Source organism: Pseudomonas sp. AC255, assembly GCF_979258175.1.
Genome location: NZ_OZ409841.1, coordinates 1246541 through 1261863 on the forward strand (window position 1 = coordinate 1246541; position 15323 = coordinate 1261863).

The 15323-nt window shown below is 62.5% G+C and carries 3 protein-coding genes; all 3 read left to right on the forward strand.

Features of this window, described 5'->3' with window-relative positions:
- Positions 1–113 precede the first annotated feature (113 nt).
- The 3 genes from ACZZ0K_RS05910 (at position 114) to ACZZ0K_RS05920 (ending at position 15318) form a co-directional block, all read left to right on the forward strand.
- Complete coding sequence (locus ACZZ0K_RS05910) at positions 114–13112, forward strand: non-ribosomal peptide synthetase (RefSeq protein ID WP_258707011.1); 12999 nt, start codon at positions 114–116, stop codon at positions 13110–13112.
- A 192-nt stretch (positions 13113–13304) separates the two neighbouring features.
- Positions 13305–14117 (forward strand): alpha/beta fold hydrolase, encoded by an 813-nt coding sequence (locus tag ACZZ0K_RS05915; RefSeq protein ID WP_252882431.1) that lies wholly within the window; start codon positions 13305–13307, stop codon positions 14115–14117.
- A gap of 172 nt (positions 14118–14289) precedes the next feature.
- Positions 14290–15318, forward strand: a complete 1029-nt coding sequence (locus ACZZ0K_RS05920; RefSeq protein WP_258707010.1) for a ParB/Srx family N-terminal domain-containing protein — start codon at positions 14290–14292, stop codon at positions 15316–15318.
- The last annotated feature ends 5 nt before the right edge of the window (positions 15319–15323 follow it).

Consider the following 15323-nt stretch of genomic DNA (forward strand, 5'->3'; position numbering starts at 1 on the left):
AGCGCATTCCGATGCCTTGCGCGGTCGGCACAGACCGCGCCCCGCACGCCTCTCGACAGGTGTGACGCAGCCACCCGATTCCACTTGCAAGCCGAATTCAGGCAGGAAACCTCATGACCGACGCGTTCGAACTCCCCAGCACCCTGGTCCAAGCCCTCAAGCGTCGCGCAGCCCTGACGCCGGACCGACTGGCCTTGCGTTTTCTCGCCGAAAACCCGGAGCAGGCTGTGGTGCTCAGCTATCGCGAACTGGATCAACGCGCGCGCACCATCGCCGCTGCGTTACAGGCCGAGGCCGGATTCGGTGAGCGTGCGGTGCTGCTGTTTCCCAGTGGCGCGGATTACGTCGCGGCGTTTTTCGGTTGCCTGTACGCCGGTGTGATTGCGGTACCGGCCTATCCGCCGGAATCCGCCCGTCGTCATCATCAGGAGCGTTTGCTGTCGATCATCGCCGACGCCGAGCCCAGGCTGTTGCTGACCAGCGCCGATCTACGCGACGCCTTGCAACAAATCGACGGCGCGCCGCCGCTGTTGTGTGTCGACACCCTCGACAGCGCACTGGCCGAACGCTGGATTGAACCGAGCCTGCTGCCCGAGCACATCGCCTTTCTGCAATACACTTCCGGCTCCACCGCGCTGCCCAAGGGCGTGCAGGTCAGCCATGGCAATCTGGTCGCCAATGAACTGCTGATCCGTCGCGGCTTCGGCATCGACGTCAACCCGGACGACGTCATCGTCAGCTGGTTGCCGCTTTACCACGACATGGGTCTGATCGGCGGTCTGCTGCAACCGATTTTCAGCGGCGTGCCGTGCATTCTGATGTCGCCGGCCTACTTCCTCGGCCGGCCGTTGCGCTGGCTGGAAGCGATTGCCGAATACGGCGGCACCATCAGCGGCGGCCCGGATTTCGCCTACCGTTTGTGCAGTGAGCGGGTCAGCGAGTCGGCCCTTGAGCGCCTCGATCTCAGTCGATGGCGCGTGGCCTATTCTGGCTCCGAGCCGATTCGCCTCGACACCCTTGAACGCTTCGCGGAAAAGTTCGCTGCTTGCGGTTTCAGCGAAAACAGCTTCATGGCTTCGTACGGTCTGGCCGAGGCGACCCTGTTTGTCGCCGGCACGCCGCGCGGCACCGGCATCCCGGCACTGCGCGTGGACGATCAGGCGCTGGCGCAAAACCGCGCCGAGCCGGGCGACGGCAGCGCGATCATGAGCTGCGGCATCAGTCAGCCTGAGCACGCGGTGCTGATTGTCGATCCCAACACGCTCGAGGAACTGACCGACAATGCCGTCGGTGAAGTCTGGGCCGCCGGCCCGAGCATCGCCCACGGTTACTGGCGCAACCCCGAAGCCAGCGCCAAGACCTTCGTGCAGCACGCCGGCCGCACCTGGTTGCGCACCGGCGACCTGGGTTTTATCCGTGACGGCGAACTGTTCGTCACCGGGCGCCTGAAAGACATGCTCATCGTCCGTGGCCATAACCTGTATCCGCAGGACATCGAGCAGACTGTCGAGCGCGAAGTCGAAGTGGTGCGCAAGGGGCGTGTGGCGGCGTTTGCGGTCACTCACAACGGCGAAGAGGGCATCGGCGTCGCTGCGGAAATCAGCCGCAGCGTGCAGAAAATCCTTGCGCCAGATGCGCTGATCAAAGCCATTCGCCAAGCCGTGGCCGAGGCCTGTCAGGAGGCGCCAAGCGTGGTGGTGCTGCTCAATCCGGGCGCGTTGCCGAAAACCTCCAGTGGCAAACTGCAGCGCTCGGCGTGCCGCAATCGTCTGGCTGATGGCAGTCTCGACAGTTACGCGCTCTTCCCTTCGATTACAGCGGCAACGGAAAACGCGACCAGCAGCACTTCGGACCTTGAAGCGTTGATCGGGCAAATCTGGGCCGAGCAACTCAACGTCAAGCAGGTCAGTGGCGATGACCATTTCTTCCTGCTCGGCGGCAACTCGATCGCCGCCACGCAAGTGGTTGCGCGGGTTCGCGAAGCACTCGATGTGGAGCTGAGCCTGCGCCTGCTGTTCGAAGCGCCAACCTTGTCCGCCTTCGCCGCCGCCGTGGCGCAGCAGCAACAGACTGGCGGCAGCGCCCAAGGTGCAATCAGCACGTTGCCGCGCAGTGAGCCGATGCCGCAGTCGCTGGCACAAAATCGTCTGTGGATCACTTGGCAACTCGATCCACAGAGCAGCGCCTACAACATTCCCGGCGGCCTGCGCTTGCGTGGCGAACTCGACGAAGACGCCGTGCGCAAAAGCTTCCAGCAACTGATCGAACGCCATGAATCTTTGCGCACACGTTTCTTCGAGCGCGACGGCGTGGCATTGCAGCAAGTGCTTGCCGCTGCCGAATTCAACCTGCAACTGATCGACATCAGCGACCTGCCAATGTCCGAGCGTGAAGCCCGTGCCGAGCAGATTCGCGAAGACGAGGCGCGCACTCGGTTCGATCTGGAAAAAGGCCCGTTGCTGGCGGTGACACTGGTGCGTCTCGATGACGAAGAACATCAACTGCTGGTGACCCTGCATCACATCATTGCTGACGGCTGGTCGCTGAATATTCTCCTCGACGAATTCTCGCGCCTCTATGCCGCCGCTACCCAAGGTGCAACGGCGACGCTGGCAGCGCTGCCCACGCAATACGCCGATTACGGCAACTGGCAGCGGCAATGGCTGGCGCAAGGCGAGGGCGAGCGGCAACTGGCGTACTGGAAAGCGCAGTTGGGCGAAGAACATCCGCCATTGGAACTGGCCACCGATCACCCGCGCTCGGCCAGACACAACCACAGCGCCGCGCGCCACAGCGTGCGCTTGAGTACCGAACTCAGCGAGGCGATCCGCCAGACTGCGCAGGCCCACCAGGCCACGCCGTTCATGCTTCTGCTCGCTGCGTTGCAAAGTTTGCTGCACCGCTACAGCGGTCAGCGCGACATTCGCATCGGCGTGCCCAACGCCAACCGTCCGCGCCTGGAAACCCAAAGCCTGATCGGCTTCTTCATCAATACCCAGGTGTTGCGTGCGCAAATCGATTCGCGCCTGACATTTGCCGAGTTGCTGAACCAGACCCGCCAAGCCGCACTCGGCGCCCAGGCCCATCAGGATCTGCCCTTCGAACAACTGCTCGAAGCGTTCCCGCAGGCCCGCGAACAGGGACTGTTCCAGGTCATGTTCAACCATCAGCAGCGCGACCTCAGTGCACTCAAGCGCCTGCCCGGTCTACTCGCCGAAGAACTGCCGTGGCACAGCCGCGAGGCCAAGTTCGATCTGCAATTGCACAGCGAAGAGGATCGCAACGGTCGTCTGAGCTTGGCGTTCGACTACGCCAGCGAACTGTTCGACGCCGCGACCATCGAGCGCCTGGCCGAGCATTTCCACAATCTGCTCAGCGAGGTCTGCGAACGGCCTCAGCAGGCCATTGGCGATCTGCGCTTGCTGACCGCCAGCGAGCAGAATCAGCAGAAAGACTGGAGCGTCGCTCCTTGCACCCCGGCGCAACAATGGCTGCCGGAACTGCTCGAGCAACAACTGCGCAAAACCCCGCAACGCACCGCGCTGGTGTGGGACAGCGGTAGTCTGGATTTTGCCGAGCTGCACGCGCAGTCCAACCGGCTCGCCCATTACCTGCGCGACAAGGGCGTCGGCCCTGACGTGTGCGTGGCCATCGCCGCCGAGCGATCGCCGCAACTGCTGATCGGCCTGCTGGCGATCATCAAGGCCGGCGGCGCCTATGTGCCGCTTGATCCGGATTATCCGGCCGAACGTCTCGCGTACATGCTCCGCGACAGCGGCGTCGAACTGCTCCTGACCCAGACGCAATTGCTCGAGCGTTTGCCGGCCAGCGATGGCGTCAGCGTGATCGCCATGGATGCGCTGCACCTGGATAAATGGCCGAGCCAGGCACCGGGACTGCGAGTGCACGGCGACAACCTCGCCTACGTGATTTACACCTCGGGTTCCACCGGGCAACCGAAAGGCGTCGGCAACACCCACGCCGCGCTGGCCGAGCGCCTGCAATGGATGCAGGACACTTACCGTCTCGACCAAGCCGATGTGCTGATGCAAAAAGCGCCGATCAGTTTCGACGTCTCGGTGTGGGAATGCTTCTGGCCGCTGATCAGCGGCGCGCGTCTGCTGCTTGCCGCCCCCGGCGAGCACCGTGACCCGTATCGCATCGCGCAACGGGTCCAGCAATACGGCGTGACCACGCTGCACTTCGTGCCGCCGCTGCTGGCGCTGTTCATCGATGAGCCGCTGAGTGCCGAATGCACCAGCCTGCGCCGGCTGTTTTCCGGCGGTGAAGCCTTGCCCGCCGAGCTGCGCAACCGGGTACTGGCGCAATTGCCGGCGGTGCAATTGCACAACCGTTACGGGCCGACTGAAACCGCCATCAACGTCACCCATTGGCACTGCACAAGTGTCGATGGCGAGCGCTCGCCGATTGGCCGGCCGCTGGGCAATGTGGTCTGCCGCATTCTTGATGCCGATCTCAATCCAGTGCCAGCGGGTGTCGCGGGTGAGCTGTGCATCAGCGGTATTGGTCTGGCTCGCGGTTACCTGGGTCGTCCGGCGTTGACCGCCGAGCGTTTTGTCGTCGATCCACTGGGTGAGCAGGGCGCCCGTTTGTACCGCACCGGCGACCGTGCGCGCTGGTCCTCGGATGGCGTGATCGAATACCTCGGCCGTCTCGATCAGCAGGTCAAGCTGCGCGGCTTTCGCGTCGAACCTGAAGAAATCCAGGCGCGACTGCTGGCGCAAAATGGCGTCGCCCAGGCCGTGGTGCTGGTGGGCGAAACCGCTGCCGGCGCGCAACTGATCGGCTACTTCACGGCGAGCGATGCGCAGGAAAATGCCGATGAGCAAATTATTCGGCTGAAAGCTGCCCTCGCTGCCGAGCTGCCGGAATACATGGTGCCCGCACAATTGCTGCGCCTTGACGCCATGCCGCTGAGTCCCAGCGGCAAACTCGACCGCCGCGCCTTGCCCGAGCCGCAATGGCAGGTGCGTGAACACGTCGAACCGGTCAGCGAACTGGAGCAACAAATCGCCGCGATCTGGCGCGAAGTGCTGGGTCTGAAGCAGATCGGCCTGCGTGATGATTTCTTCGCCCTCGGCGGTCACTCGCTACTGGCCACGCAAATCATTTCGCGCACACGTCAGGCCTGTGACGTCGAACTGCCGCTGCGCACCTTGTTCGAGCACAGTGAACTGGGCGATTACGCCGAGCAGATTCGCCTGATCCAGGCCAGCGGCCGCACCAATCAACAGTTGCCGATCGCAAAAATCGACCGCAGCCAAGCGGTGCCGCTGTCCTATTCGCAGCAGCGCATGTGGTTCCTCTGGCAGATGGAGCCGGACAGCCCGGCGTACAACGTCGGGGGCATGGCGCGCTTGCGCGGCGTGCTGCACGTCGAGCATTTCGAGGCGGCGTTGCAGGCGCTGATCCTGCGCCACGAAACCCTGCGCACAACGTTCCCAAGTGTCGACGGTGTCGCCCGCCAGCAAGTGCATGCCGAGACCGGCGTGCGCATGGGCTGGAAAGATTTCTCCAGCCTGCCGGCAGAAGTCCGGGAGCTACAAGTCCAGCAACTGGCCGATGCAGAAGCGCACCAGCCGTTCGATCTGGAAACCGGACCGCTGCTGCGTGCCTGTCTGGTCAAGACCGCCGAGCACGAGCATTACTTCGTCCTGACCTTGCACCACATCGTCACCGAAGGCTGGGCGATGGACATCTTTGCCCGTGAACTCAGCGCGCTGTATGAAGCGTTCGTCGATGAGCGCGCCTCGCCGCTTGAGCCGCTGCCGGTGCAATACCTCGACTACAGCGTCTGGCAGCGCAACTGGCTGGAGTCCGGCGAGCGCCAGCGCCAGCTCGATTACTGGACCGCGCAGCTCGGTCGCGAACATCCGCTCCTCGAACTGCCCGGCGACCGTCCGCGTCCACCGGTGCAGAGCCATCAGGGCGAGCTGTTCCGTTTCGATCTGAGTGACGATCTCGCCGCGCGGGTGCGGGCATTCAATGCGCAAAACGGTCTGACGTTGTTCATGACCATGACCGCCGCGCTCGCCACGTTGCTCTACCGCTATAGCGGCCAGACCGACCTGCGCATCGGCGCGCCGGTGGCCAACCGCATCCGCCCGGAGAGTGAAGGGCTGATCGGGGCGTTTCTCAACACCCAGGTGCTGCGTTGCCGGCTCGACGGGCAGATGTCGGTCGGCGAACTGTTCGAGCAGGTGCGCCACACCGTGATCGAAGGCCAGTCCCATCAGGATCTGCCGTTCGATCATCTGGTCGAAGCCTTGCAGCCGCCACGCAGCGCGGCTTACAACCCGCTGTTCCAGGTGATGTGCAACGTGCAGCGCTGGGAATTCCAGCAGAGCCGCACGCTCGCTGGGATGACTGTCGAGTACCTGGCCAACGATGCGCGGGCGACCAAGTTCGATCTCAATCTGGAAGTCACCGACCTCGACCATCGCCTCGGCTGCTGCCTGACTTACAGCACCGATCTGTTCGACGAACCGACCATCGCGCGCATGGCCAGGCATTGGCGCAACCTGCTTGAAGCGTTGATCGCTGATCCGCAGCAACGCCTTAGTGAACTGCCGCTGCTCGACAACACCGAGCAACAGCACCTGCTCGACAGCCTCGGCATCGAGCCGGGCGAGCATCGTCTCGATCAGTGCATCCATCATCTGTTCGCCGAACAGGCACTGGCGCGCAAAGACGCACCAGCACTGACTTTCGCTGGGCAGACCCTGAGCTACGCCGAACTCGATGCCCGGGCCAATCGTCTGGCCTGGGCGCTGCGTGAACGCGGGGTCGGCCCGCAAGTGCGGGTGGGTCTGGCGCTGGAGCGTTCGCTGGAAATGGTCATCGGGCTGCTGGCGATTCTCAAGTCGGGCGGCGCCTATGTGCCGCTGGATCCGGAATACCCGCTCGACCGCTTGTATTACATGATCGAAGACAGTCGCGTCGGCCTGCTGCTCAGCGATCGGGCGATGTTCGAAGCCCTCGGTGAGTTGCCGCCAAGCGTGGCGCGCTGGTGTCTGGAAGATGACAGCGCCGGGTTGGCCGACTACCCGGCCAGCGAGTTGCCGTTTATCAGCCTGCCGCAACATCAGGCCTACCTGATTTATACCTCTGGCTCGACCGGCAAGCCGAAAGGCGTGGTGGTCTCCCACGGCGAAATCGCCATGCACTGCCAAGCCGTGATCGAACGCTTCGGCATGCGCCCGGACGACTGTGAACTGCATTTCTATTCGATCAACTTCGACGCTGCCACCGAACGTCTACTGGTGCCGCTGCTCAGCGGTGCGCAGGTGGTACTGCGGGCGCAAGGGCAGTGGGACGCGGAAGAAATCTGCGGCTTGATTCGCACGCATCGAATCAACGTCCTCGGTTTCACGCCGAGCTACGGCAGCCAGTTGGCGCAGTTCCTCGCGACCCAAAATGAAGTCCTGCCGGTGCGCATGATCATCACCGGCGGTGAGGCGCTGACCGGCGAGCATCTGCAGCGCATTCGCGCGGCATTCCAACCGGCGCAGTTTTTCAATGCTTACGGCCCGACCGAAACCGTGGTCATGCCGCTGGCCAGTCTGGCGCCGCAGGTGCTGGAAGAGGGCGCCGGCAGTGTGCCGATCGGCAGCGTGATCGGCGCGCGGGTCGCCTACATTCTCGACGCCGATCTGGCCGTGGTGCCGCAAGGCGCGACCGGTGAACTGTTCGTCGGTGGCGCCGGTCTGGCCCAGGCCTATCACGACCGTCCGGGCATCAGCGCCGAGCGTTTCGTCGCTGACCCGTTTGCCGCTGATGGCGGACGCATGTACCGCACCGGCGACCTGGTGCGCCAGCGTGCCGATGGTCTGGTCGAGTATCTGGGGCGGATCGACCATCAAGTGAAAATCCGGGGCTTCCGCATCGAACTGGGCGAAATCGAAACGCGCCTGCTCGATCACCCTTCGGTCCGCGAAGCAGTGGTGCTGGCGCTGGATGCGCCGAGTGGCAAGCAGTTGGTGGGTTACCTCGTTACGGAGGTCGCCGGGCAAGGCGAAGCGCAACAGGCTGAACTGCGCGAAGCGCTCAAGTCGCACCTCAAGGCGCAACTGCCGGATTACATGGTGCCGACTCACCTGCTGCTGCTGGCGAGCATGCCGCTGACCGCCAACGGCAAACTCGACCGCCGCGCCTTGCCGGCGCCGGATCTGGAGCTCAATCGTCAGGACTATGTCGCGCCAAGCAACGAGCTGGAACAGACCCTGGCGCAGATCTGGTGCGATGTGCTTAACGTCAGGCAGGTCGGCCTCAACGACAACTTCTTCGAACTCGGCGGCGACTCGATTCTGTCGATTCAAGTGGTCAGCCGCGCGCGTCAGCAGGGCATTCATTTCAGTCCGCGCGACCTGTTCCAGCATCAGACCGTACAGACGCTCGCCGCCGTTGCCAGTCGCACCCAGCAAGTGACTGCCGAGCAAGGTTTGGTGGTCGGCGAGTCGCGTCTGACGCCGATTCAGCACTGGTTCTTCGATACGGACATTCCCCAGCGTCAGCACTGGAATCAGGCGCTGCTGCTGGAACCGACTGCGCGCCTTGAGCCGCAACGATTGCAGCAAGCTTTGCAGGCGGTGATCGAACAGCACGATGCGCTGCGTCTGCGTTTCACTGAAACCGATGATGCATGGCAAGTGACGCATCAAGCGCTGACGAATGAGGATGTGCTCTGGCAAGTCAGCGTCGATTCGCTGGATCAGTGCGAAGCCCTGTTCGCCGACGCGCAACGCAGTCTGCATCTGCACAACGGCCCGTTACTGCGCGCGGTGCTGGTCGATGTTGCGGATGTTCAGCAACGCCTGTTCATCGCCATCCACCACTTGGTGGTCGACGGCGTTTCCTGGCGCGTGTTGCTGGATGATCTGCAAACCGCCTATCGCCAACTCGACGCTGCGCAGCCGCTGAAACTGCCGGCGAAAACCAGCGCCTTCAAGGACTGGGCCGCGCGTTTGCAGGCCTACGCCGGCAGCGAATCGCTGCGTGAGGAATTGAGCTGGTGGCAGGCGCAACTGGCCGGGCCAAGCGCTGATCTGCCTTGCGAAAACCCGCAGGGCGGCAGGCAGAATCGCCATGCGCAAACCGTCAGCGTACGCCTCGATGCCGAGCGCACCCGGCAGTTGCTGCAACAGGCACCGAGCGCTTACCGCACCCAGGTCAACGACCTGCTACTGACCGCGCTGGCCCGTGTACTGTGCCGCTGGAGCGGCCAGCCCTCGGCACTGATTCAACTGGAAGGCCACGGTCGCGAAACCCTGTTCGATGAGATCGATCTGACCCGCACCGTGGGTTGGTTCACCAGCGCTTATCCGCTGCGCCTGACTCCGCACAATGTCGAAGAGGCCGCCGGGCAGGGCGCTTCGATCAAGGCGATCAAAGAACAATTGCGCGCCGTGCCGCACAAAGGTCTCGGTTATGGCGTGTTGCGTTATCTGGCCGATGACGGCTGCCGCCAGAGCATGGCCGCGCTGCCACAGGCGCCGATCACCTTTAACTACCTCGGCCAGTTCGACCAGAGCTTCGGCGCCGATGCGCTGTTCCGTCCGCTGGATGAAGCGGTCGGTACCGCCCACGATCCGCAGGCGCCGTTGCCCAACGAGGTGAGTGTCGACAGTCAGGTTTACGGTGGTGAATTGCTGCTGCGCTGGACTTTCAGTGCCGAGCGTTACGAGGCGCAAACCATTAACGATGTGGCCGACGCCTACCTCGGTGAGTTGCAAAGCCTGATCGCCCATTGTCTGCAAGACGAGGCCGGCGGCCTGACACCGTCGGACTTCCCGCTGGCGAAACTGACTCAGGCGCAACTCGATGCGCTGCCGGTACCGGCAGCGCACATCGAAGATGTCTACCCGCTGACGCCGATGCAGGAAGGCATGTTGCTGCACACCCTGCTCGAGCCGGGTACCGGCCTGTACTACATGCAGGATCGTTACCGCATCAACAGCGAGCTCGATCCCGAGCGTTTCGCCCAGGCCTGGCAAGCGGTGATCGCCCGTCATGAAGCACTGCGCGCGTCGTTCTGCTGGAACGTCGGCGAAGACATGCTGCAAGTGATTCACACCCCGGGTCGCACGCCGATCGAGTATCTGGACTGGAGCGCCGTCGCCGAACCCGGGCAGGAACCGAAACTGCAAGCGCTGCTGAAAAGCGAGCGCGAGGCCGGCTTCGATCTGCTCAATCAGGCGCCGTTTCACCTGCGCCTGATCAAGGTCGGCGCGGCGCGTTACTGGTTCATGATGAGCAACCACCACATCCTCATCGATGCCTGGTGCCGTTCGCTGCTGATGAACGACTTTTTCGAAATCTACAGCGCCCTCGGTGAAGGTCGTGAAGCGCAGTTGAGCGTGCCGCCGCGTTATCGCGATTACATCGGCTGGCTGCAACGCCAGAGCCTGGCCGAGGCGCGGCAGTGGTGGCAGCAGAATCTGCAAGGCTTCGAGCGCACCACGCCGATCCCGAGCGACCGGCCGTTCCTGCGCGAACATGCCGGTGAAAGCGGCGGCATGATCGTCGGCGACCGCTACACCCGCCTGAATGTCGAGGACGGTGCACGGCTGCGGGAACTGGCGCAGGCCCATCAACTGACCGTCAACACATTCGCCCAGGCTGCGTGGGCTCTGGTTTTGCGGCGTCTGAGCGGCGATCGCGACGTGCTCTTCGGCGTCACCGTGGCCGGGCGTCCGGTGGAGATGCCGGAAATGCAGCGCACTGTCGGCCTGTTCATCAACAGCATCGCCCTGCGGGTGAAGATGCCGGCGGACGATCAGCGCAGCAGCGTGCGCCAGTGGCTCAGCGCTTTGCTCGACAGCAACATGCAACTGCGCGAGTACGAATACCTGCCGCTGGTGAATATCCAGGAACAGAGCGAATTGCCCAAAGGCCAGCCGCTGTTCGACAGCCTCTTCGTCTTCGAAAACGCCCCGGTGGAAGTCTCGGTGCTTGATCGTGCACAGAGCCTGAATGCGAGCTCGGATTCCGGTCGCACCCATACCAACTTCCCGCTGACAGCGGTGTGCTACCCGGGCGATGACCTTGGCTTGCACCTGTCCTATGACCAGCGTTACTTCGACGAGGCGACGGTCGAGCGCATGCTCAATGAGTTCAAGCGCCTGCTGCTGGCACTGGTCGACGGCTTCCATGGCGATATGGCCGATTTGCCGCTGCTGGGCGACGAAGAACGCGATTTCCTGCTGCACGGTTGCAACCAGAGCGGCCACGACTATCCGCTGGAGCAAAGCTACGTGGCGTTGTTCGAAGCGCACGTCGCGGCGCATCCGCAGCGCATCGCCGCCAGTTGCCTCGATCAGCATTTGAGCTATGCCGAACTGAATCACAACGCCAACCGCCTCGGCCATGCCCTGGTCGCCGCCGGGGTGCGAATGGATCAACCGGTGGCGCTGCTGGCCGAGCGTAATCTCGACCTGCTCGGCATGATCATCGGCTGCTTCAAGGCCGGCGCTGGTTATCTGCCGCTGGATCCGGGCCTGCCGAGCCAGCGTCTGAGTCGCATCATTGAGCTCAGCCGCACGCCGTTGCTGGTGTGCAGCGCCGCTTGCCGTGAACAGGCGCAGACCTTGCTCGAGGAGTTTGGCTGTTCGAATCGTCCGCGCCTGCTGGTGTGGGAAGAGGTGCAGGCGTCGGCGGCAGCGACGCACAATCCGGGCATCCACAGTGGCCCGGATAATCTCGCCTATGTGATCTACACCTCGGGTTCGACCGGGCTGCCTAAAGGCGTGATGGTCGAGCAGCGCGGCATGCTCAACAACCAGTTGAGCAAACGTCCGTACCTCGACTTGAGCGAGGCCGATGTGATTGCGCAGACCGCCTCGCAAAGCTTCGACATTTCCGTCTGGCAGTTCCTCGCCGCGCCATTGTTCGGCGCGCGGGTCGACATCGTGCCGAACGCGATTGCCCACGATCCGCAAGGTCTGCTGGCGCATGTGCAGGCGCAGGGCATCACTGTGCTGGAGAGTGTGCCGTCGCTGATTCAGGGCATGCTCGGCTCCGAGCGTCTGAGCCTCGACGGCTTGCGCTGGATGCTGCCGACCGGTGAAGCGATGCCGCCGGAACTGGCCCATCAATGGCTGCTGCGTTACCCGGATATCGGTCTGGTCAATGCTTACGGCCCGGCGGAATGTTCCGACGACGTGGCGTTCTTCCGTGTCGACATGGCCTCGACGCGCGGCAGTTACTTGCCGATCGGCACGCCGACCGACAATAACTTGCTGTATCTGCTCGATGGCGCGCTGGATCTGGTGCCGCTGGGTGCCGTGGGTGAACTGTGCGTGGCCGGCATCGGTGTCGGGCGCGGCTATGTCAGTGATCCGTTGCGAACGGCTCCGGTATTCGTGCCGAATCCGTTCGGCGCGCCGGGCGAGCGCTTGTACCGCACCGGTGACCTGGCGCGGCGCCGCGCGGACGGCGTGCTGGAATACGTCGGCCGCGTCGATCATCAAGTGAAGATTCGCGGTTACCGCATCGAGCTCGGTGAAATCGAAGCGCGCCTGCACGAACAACCGGAAGTGCGCGACGCGGCGGTTGGTGTGCAGGAGGGCGTCAACGGCAAGCATCTGGTCGGTTATCTGGTCGCGGCCGATGCAGCGCTCAATCCGGGCGAACGCCTGGAGCGGATCAAGCAGCGCCTGCGCGCCGAACTCCCCGAATACATGGTGCCGCTGCACTGGCTATGGCTGGAGCAGATGCCGCTCAATGCCAACGGCAAACTCGACCGCAAAGCCTTGCCGGCCTTGGAGATCGGTCAGTTGCAGAGCGAGGATTATCTGGCCCCGCGCAACGAGCTGGAGCAGACCCTGGCTGATATCTGGGCTGAGGTGCTGAAAGTGGAAAAGGTCGGCGTGCGCGACAACTTCTTCGAACTGGGCGGGCATTCGTTGCTGGCTACGCAGATCGCTTCGCGGGTACAGAAAGCCCTGCAACGCAATGTGCCGCTGCGCGCGATGTTCGAATGCAGCACGGTGGAGGAACTCGCCGAATACATCGATGGGCTGGCGGCCAGCGACATTACAGAGGAGAAGGTTGACCGGTTGAATGATCTGATGGCGGAGCTGGAGGGGTTGTAGTTCTCTAGTGTCTGTACTGGCCCCATCGCGAGCAGGCTCGCTCCCACACAGGATCTGTGGTGTTTACAAAACCCCTGTGGGAGCGAGCCTGCTCGCGAATGGCGTCTGTACATTGCCGTACATTTCCATCCTTGACGATCACCAACCGGCAGCTCAGTCTGCCGGTTCTGTTTTTTCTCGCGGAGGTGGTCGATGCCCTTTTTCACGGTTGACGGACAAGCACTGCACTACATTGATCAAGGCACCGGCCCGGCCGTGTTGCTGGCTGGCAGTTATCTCTGGGATCAAGCGATGTGGGCGCCGCAGATCGCCGCGCTGACCCCGCATTATCGCGTCATCGCCCTGGATCTGTGGGGCCATGGCGAGTCCGGCAAGTTACCTGAAGGCACGACATCGCTGGATGACATCGCCCGACAGGCGCAGGCCTTGCTTGATCATCTGGACATCGACCACGTCACCCTCGTCGGGCTTTCGGTCGGCGGCATGTGGGGCGTGCGCCTGGCACTGTCCGCACCGCAACGTCTCAACGGTCTGGTGCTGATGGACACCTACGTCGGCGTCGAGCCGGAACCGACCCGGCAGTATTACTTCTCGTTGTTCAAGCAGATCGAAGACACCGGTACCATCTCCGAACAACTGCTCGACATCGTCGTGCCGATCTTTTTCCGCCCGGGCATCGACCCGCAGTCGCCGCTATATCAGGACTTCCGCGCGAAATTGAAGGGCTACTCGCCCGAGCGTCTGCGCGACAGCATCGTACCGATGGGACGCATCACGTTTGGCCGCAACGACCTGTTGCCACGCCTGGGCGAGCTGAACCCGGCGACGACGCTGGTGCTCTGCGGCGATCAGGACAAACCCCGGCCACCCTCGGAAGCCCGGGAAATGGCTAAGTTGATTGGTTGCCCGTGTGTGCTGGTGCCGGAGGCGGGGCATATCTCCAATCTGGAGAATCCCGGGTTTGTCACTGAGGCACTGCTGGCGTTTCTCCGCGAGCGCAACTGACACACCGAGTGAGCTTCATTCGCGAGCAGGCTCGCTCCCACAATTAATCGCATTCTTGCTGAGGGAATGCAGTCAACTGTGGGAGCGAGCCTGCTCGCGAAGGGGCCTCTCAGGTCACCATGCAATCACGAGTGTGAAACTCATCTATAAAAGCATTTGATAAGAGAATGACGTGCAACAGTTCTGGTGGCGTGACCTCAGGGATCTTGAGGACAAGTGGGTTGGGTTGAGTATTGAGGTCAACCGACCGAAATCAAGCAAACCGCCGCTTCATCTGCAAAGTGGTAACAACGGGCGGATGAAGTTGATGCTCAATGAAAGCCCACTCTTCTGGGCGACCATTGCCACCTCATATTACGGTGCTTGGCTGGTTCGCAATCCGCGGCCCGTTCAACTGGAATCGCCATCCGTGCCCCCCATCGTTTCGGCTGACGTTCAGGAGCACTTTGAATTACCCGTCCAAGAGCGCTTCCCGCGCTGGTGTCGCTATTTCATCAACCAGTTGATGAACAATCAGGCGGACTTTCTCTATCCCGGCCACTGGGTGGCGCGCCCTTTATTGCCAGCAGTTAGCCGATACAAACCCGTTGCCGGTCCGGATGGCTGGTATTTTTCCACCCCGGCCGAGGCGTCCAGCCATCTGCCCAACTGGTACGCGCGCGGCGAGGGCATTCTCGACAACGTGCAACCGCACACCGTGCATTGGCTTGATTGGGATCTGGGGCACTTGATCGGGCTGCACACGGTGGACCCTTTGGCAGGTCGCCTCAAATGGTGGCGCAAAAAAGCCAGGGAGGGCAGCTTGCCGCCGATCCTGCTTTGGTATGTGGGCGGACTGTGTTCTTACGTGGTCATCGATGGACATTACCGATTGCAGGCCGCGCTCGATGAAGGTGTCAAACCTGATTTCATTGTCCTGAGCTCGACCAAAGCCCAGCAAATCAAACCATGCGAAGTAACGCAACAACGCGTGTTCAGTTCGTTGATGTTGCAAAACGCGAGAAACCCCAAGTTCAACGTTCACACATTCAATCAGGCGCTGATCAATACGTTTGACGACCGTCCCTGGCATTGGGCAGGGACGCACGCTTGGGCCGGTATTCTTTCAGACCAAGCGTGGTGCGCTGAGGTGACAAGCTTTCTCACGGAACAGGGAAAAACCGAGCACTTGCAGGACATTATCGAGCGGTGTGAGTACTGACAGAC